At 70.5% G+C, this 5386-nt stretch carries 5 protein-coding genes; 2 read left to right on the top strand and 3 right to left on the bottom strand.

The window, feature by feature from the left end:
* The 3 genes from ACTHMF_RS18860 to ACTHMF_RS18850 form a co-directional block, all read right to left on the bottom strand.
* A partial coding sequence (locus ACTHMF_RS18860; RefSeq protein WP_440319728.1) for an RNA polymerase sigma factor occupies positions 1-1039 on the bottom strand: 1039 nt, incomplete at its 3' end.
* Positions 1040-1262: 223 nt separating this feature from the next.
* Positions 1263-2597, bottom strand: coding sequence for an MFS transporter (locus ACTHMF_RS18855; protein ID WP_440319727.1), 1335 nt, complete (start codon positions 2595-2597; stop codon positions 1263-1265).
* Positions 2598-2643: 46 nt separating this feature from the next.
* Positions 2644-3573 (bottom strand): proteasome assembly chaperone family protein, encoded by a 930-nt coding sequence (locus ACTHMF_RS18850; protein ID WP_314147908.1) that lies wholly within the window; start codon positions 3571-3573, stop codon positions 2644-2646.
* Positions 3574-3688: 115 nt separating this feature from the next.
* On the opposite strand from ACTHMF_RS18850, the gene ACTHMF_RS18845 reads away from it, so the two are divergent.
* On the top strand, positions 3689-5167 hold the full coding sequence (locus ACTHMF_RS18845) for a leucyl aminopeptidase (protein WP_314147907.1): 1479 nt from the start codon (positions 3689-3691) through the stop codon (positions 5165-5167).
* A gap of 104 nt (positions 5168-5271) precedes the next feature.
* Positions 5272-5386 (top strand): FAD-dependent oxidoreductase (locus ACTHMF_RS18840; protein WP_440319730.1); only part of this gene is annotated, 115 nt, incomplete at its 3' end.

The following is a 5386-nucleotide window of genomic DNA, read 5'->3' as shown; positions in this document are numbered from 1 at the left end:
GACCGTACTTCTGCACCTCGATAACCTTTTCGGGGGTCATGTCGAGCTCCTTGGAGAGCTCTTCCGGGGTGGGCTCGCGGCCGAGGTCCTGCAGCATCTGCCGCTGGACGCGGGCCAGCTTGTTGATGACCTCCACCATGTGCACCGGGATGCGGATGGTGCGGGCCTGGTCGGCCATCGCGCGGGTGATCGCCTGACGGATCCACCAGGTGGCGTACGTCGAGAACTTGAAGCCCTTGGTGTAGTCGAACTTCTCCACCGCGCGGATCAGACCGAGGTTGCCCTCCTGGATCAGGTCCAGGAACTGCATGCCGCGGCCGGTGTAACGCTTGGCGAGGGACACCACGAGGCGCAGGTTGGCGCCGAGCAGGTGGCTCTTGGCGCGCTGGCCGTCGCGGGCGACCCACTTGAGCTCGCGCTCGAGCTCCTTGGACATGCCCTGCGAGTTCGCGAGCTTGTCCTCGGCGAACAGGCCGGCCTCGATGCGCATCGCGAGCTCGACCTCCTCCGCCGCGTTCAGCAGCGGGACCTTGCCGATCTGCTTCAGGTAGTCCTTGACCGGGTCGGCGGTCGCGCCGGTGATCGTCGTCGAGTAGACGGGGATGTCGTCGTCCTCGTCGACGGCGCGCAGCACGAGCGCGTCGGTCGGCAGCGGGGCGTCGGCTGCGGCCTGCACGGCAGCGGCCTCGCCCTTCGGGCCGGAGCCGGCCGCGGCGGACTCGTCGTCGGACTCGTCGCCGTCCTCGGAGTCGTCGGCGCCGGCCTCGTCGCCGTCCTCCGTGGTCTCCTCGTCCTCGTCGATCTCGATCTCGGCGTCGTCGTCGAGCTCCTCGTCGTCGTCCGCAGCGCCCTTGGGCTTGGTCGATCCCTTCGTGGCGGCGGTCTTCGCGCCCGCCTTCGCCGCGCCGGCCTTCTTGGGGGCGGCCTTCTTCGCGGCTGTCTTCGCTGTCGTCGCCGCGGCCGTGGCCACGGTCTCCTCGACCGTCTCGGCGTCGGCGGCGGTCGCCGTCGGCGCCTTCGTAGCTGCACGGGTTGCCATGTGAACACCTTTCATACCGAGGCTTGCGGGGCCGGGATGCACCGGCCGCGGGCCTGGCTGAGGTCGCGTGCGGACATTACTAAGACCCATGTCAAGTCCTGGGTTGTCGCGCCGGGCACCATCGAGTGCTCCGGCCCCTAGGACATGAACGGGTCCAGATACCAATTATTGCACGTTCTGCGCCGCGTCCCGACCAGAAGAACCGATCGGATCGTGCCGGATGCTAGGGCCTGTCTCCCTGAACCCGGCGCCCCCTCCGCCAGACGTCCATGAGTGCAACCCACAACGGGGCCACTTCTATTCCCTCCTCCTCCTGCATCCGCCTGCGCGTGCGGCGCCTGGCGTGCACGAGGAAGGCCACCCCGATGCCGATGATCACGTACTGGATCGCGAACGCCCAGCGGAAGGAGTCGAGCGCGTACAGGCCGGCAGTGGTGTGCGCGGTGTTCTGCGCGTCGAGCGCCAGCCCGATGAGGAACATCATCACGAAGCTCGCCAGGAAGCCGCCGACATTGACGATCCCGTTGGCGGAGCCGAGGCTGTGCAGCGGGTTGGATGTGCGGGCGAAGTCGAAGCCGATCAGCGAGCCGGGGCCGCCGATCCCGATCGCCACGAGCACCAGGACGAGCAGCCACGTCGGCGGGACGCCCGGCCAGAGCAGCAGCAGTGCCCAGACGGCGCCCATCATCGCGACGATCGCGAGCACGAGGTTGCTGCGCCGCAGCGGGAAGCGCGCGGTCAGCAGCCCGAGGATCGGTCCGGCGATCAGGCCGGCGACGACCGAGACGATCAGCAGCCCCGACGCCTCGGCCGGCGGAAGCCCGAGCGCGAACACCATGAACGGCAGCCCCCACATCAGGCTGAAGACGGTGCCGGAGGACTGGGTGACGAAGTGCGACCAGAAGCCGAGCTTCGTCCCCGGCCTGGCCAGGCTGATCCGCAGCTGGCGCAGCGACTCCGACCAGGTCGCAGGGCGCGGGCCCTCGGTCGATCCGACGGGCCGGTCGCTGATGGCGACGAGGATGCCGATGACCGCGACCACGGACAGCGACGCCGCGCTCAGGAAGGCGGTCGTCCAGCCCGCCTGGTGCAGCAGCAGAGCGAAGGGGATGGCGGAGAGCACCTGGCCGAGCTGGCCGATGTTGCCGATCCACTGCGAGAGCTGCGGGACGAGCCTGCCGCGGAACCACGAGTTGATGAGCCGCATCAGCGAGGTGAACACGGTCGCGTCTCCCGCGCCCACGAGCACGCGGCCGAGGATGGCGACCGCGATCGTCGGCGCGAACGCCACGGTCACCTGGCCGATCACCATCAGGACGGTGCCTGCGAGCATCAGCGTCCGCGAGCCGACGCGGTCGATCAGGACGCCGACCGGGATCTGCATGGCCGCGTACACGATCAGCTGCACGACGGCCAGCGACGAGAGCACGGCGGCCGAGACGTGGAAGCGGTCCGCCGCGGCGACCCCGGCGACGCCGACGCTGGTGCGCTGCATCACGGCGATGAGGTAGGCGAAGACGCCGATCCCGAAGATGACCCAGGAGCGACGCGAATTCACCGCACGATCCTACCTCTGCGGCGCCGGGGCCCGCGGGCGGGCGGTGTCAGCGGTCGGTGCGCGGGTTGTCCTCGTCGCCGTGACGGCGGAAGGCGAGGAAGTTCTCGAGCTCTGCGGCGATCTCGTCGGCGCTGGGCAGCTCGCCGTCGCTGTCCGTCAGCGGCGAGCGCAGCTGGTTGTCCTCCATATAGGAGTCGTGCCGCTCCTCCAGCGTGCCGACCAGCTTGCCGAGCTCCGGGTTGCCCGCGACCTGCTCGTCGATGTTGGCGACGAACTCGCGGTCCTCCTCGCGCAGCCGGTCGGTCGGGAAGATCAGCCCGGTCGCGGCGCTGATGCTGTCCAGGCCCGCGATGGCGGCGGCGGGGTACTCGGTGTCCGCGAGGTAGTGCGGGACGAGCAGGACGAACCCGGCGATCGGGTACGACAGCTGCTGCAGGCGGTACTCGAGCAGGTGCAGGGCGTTGGCGGGCACCTGGGTCTGCGGCTTCCAGATCGACATCGTCTCGATCAGCTCGCGCCGGTTGCCGCTCACCGTCACCCCGATCGGGCGGGTGTGCGGGACCGGCATCGGGATGGAGTGCACCCAGGTGACGCTCTTGACCGCGAACCGCTCGATGAGGCCGAGCACGGCCTCCGTGAACGCCTCCCAGCGGAAGTCCGGCTCGAAGCCGGACAGCAGCAGGAACGGCTGCCGGAGCTCGTCGTACATGAGCGAGAGCTTCAGGGTCGCCGGCTGGTAGTCGGCCAGGTGGTCCTGGTCGAAGTAGATGATCGGCCGGCGTGCGCGGTAGTCGAGCAGGATGTCCGCGTCGAAGGTGGCGACGACCTCGCTGTCCAGCGTGCCGAGCAAGTAGGTGCCGAGCTGGCTCACACCGGAGCCGGCGTCCGCGAAGCCGGTGAGGCCGGCCACGAGCGGGAGCCCGTCCGGGACCTCCACGGCCGGATTCAGCTCGAACAGTTCGCCGGGGTCTCGCATGCTTCAACTCTAAGCCGGGGTCCGCGCCGGGGTGCGGTGCTCCGGCCCCCTCGCTGCACGCCCACAGCGAACAGGCGACGGCCTCCTGCCGCGCGCAGCGGCTAGGGTCGAGAGCATGACGGTTCCCGCGCTCTCGCTCTCTTCCGCTCCCTCGTCCTCGTCCGCCGTCCTCGTCGTCGGTGCGCGCTCCGGCCGCGACGGCGTCGTCGTGCTCTCCGAGCACGCGCCGGACGGCCTCGCCGGCCAGCTCGGCGCCGTCGGCTTCTCCGGGGGCAAGGACGAGCTGGTGCGCCTGCCGGGCACGGCCGGACGCCCGCTCGCGGTCGTGGGCCTGCCGGACGAGCTGGATGAGGACGCGCTGCGCTACGCGGCGGGCACCGCGGTCCGGCAGCTCGCGGGCGTCGAGTCGGTCGCCGTCGACCTGCCCGCCGGGACGGACGAGCAGCTCGGAGCGGTTCTGGAGGGCGCGGCCCTCGGCTCCTACTCCTTCACCGACTACCGGGAGAAGAGCAGAGCGGGCGCCAAGGCCCCCGTCGCCGCGATCGAGGTCGTCGGCTCGTCCGAGCGGGCCGATGCGCTCGTCGAGCGCGCGGTCGCCGTCGCGGAGGCGGTATCCCTCGTCAAGGACCTCGTCAACATGCCGCCCATCGACCTCTACCCCGCGACGTTCGCCGACCGCGCCCGCGAGGCCGCCTCCGGCCTGCCGATCGAGGTCACCGTGTGGGACGAGCAGCAGCTCGCCGCGGACGGCTTCGGCGGCATCCTCGGCGTCGGCCAGGGCTCCGTCCGCCCGCCGCGCCTGGTGAAGGTGGACTACTCCCCCGCCGGCGCCGGGAAGCACCTGGCGCTGGTGGGCAAGGGCATCACGTTCGACTCCGGCGGCCTGTCGCTCAAGCCGCCGACGGGGATGGTCGGGATGAAGTACGACATGACCGGCGCCGCGACCGTCCTCGCCGTCGCGATCGCCGCGGCCCGGCTGGAGCTGCCGGTGCACGTGACCGCGTGGCTGTGCCTGGCCGAGAACATGCCGTCCGGCTCCGCGATCCGCCCCAACGACGTGCTCCGCATGCGCGGTGGGCGGACCGTGGAGGTGCTCAACACCGACGCGGAGGGCCGGCTGGTGCTGGCCGACGGCCTGGTCGCCGCGAGCGAGGAGCAGCCGGACGCCATCGTCGATGTCGCGACGCTGACCGGCGCGGCGATGGTCGCGCTCGGCACCCGCTACGCCGCGGTGATGGGCTCCGACGACCTGGTCGGCGACGTGATCGCCGCGGCGAAGGCGAGCGGCGAGCTTCTCTGGCCGATGCCGCTGGCGGCCGAGCTGCGCGCGAACATCGCCTCCGAGGTCGCCGACATCGCCAACGCCAACCCGGGCAATACGGCGGGCGGGATGCTGCTCGCCGGCGTCTTCCTGCAGGAGTTCATCGGCCGCACCTCCGACGACGACGACGCGCCGCGCATCCCGTGGGCGCACCTGGACATCGCCGGCCCCGCGAAGGGCCCGTCGTCGCCGTACGGCTTCACGGGCAAGGGCCCGTCCGCCGTCAGCGTACGGGCGCTCGTGCGTTTGGCCGAGGACATTTCCGGGAAGTAGTAGGGTCGTATAGGCGGGAAAATCCTGCCCATGTAACCCCTGCCCGGAGCCACCCCTCGGGGCAGGATCGTGTCACGAATCCTGATGCGCGAGGGAGTAGCTGGGTGTCTGAGCAGAACTTTGACATTGTGGTGCTCGGCGGTGGGAGTGGAGGCTACGCAGCGGCGCTGCGTGCGGCCGAGCTCGGTTTCACCGTCGGCATGATCGAGAAGGACAAGG

The sequence above is a fragment of the Leifsonia sp. genome (assembly GCF_051955155.1).
GTDB lineage: Bacteria > Actinomycetota > Actinomycetes > Actinomycetales > Microbacteriaceae > Leifsonia.
Note: the sequence above shows the minus strand (reverse complement) of the source record. Positions and strands in the feature narration are given on the sequence as shown.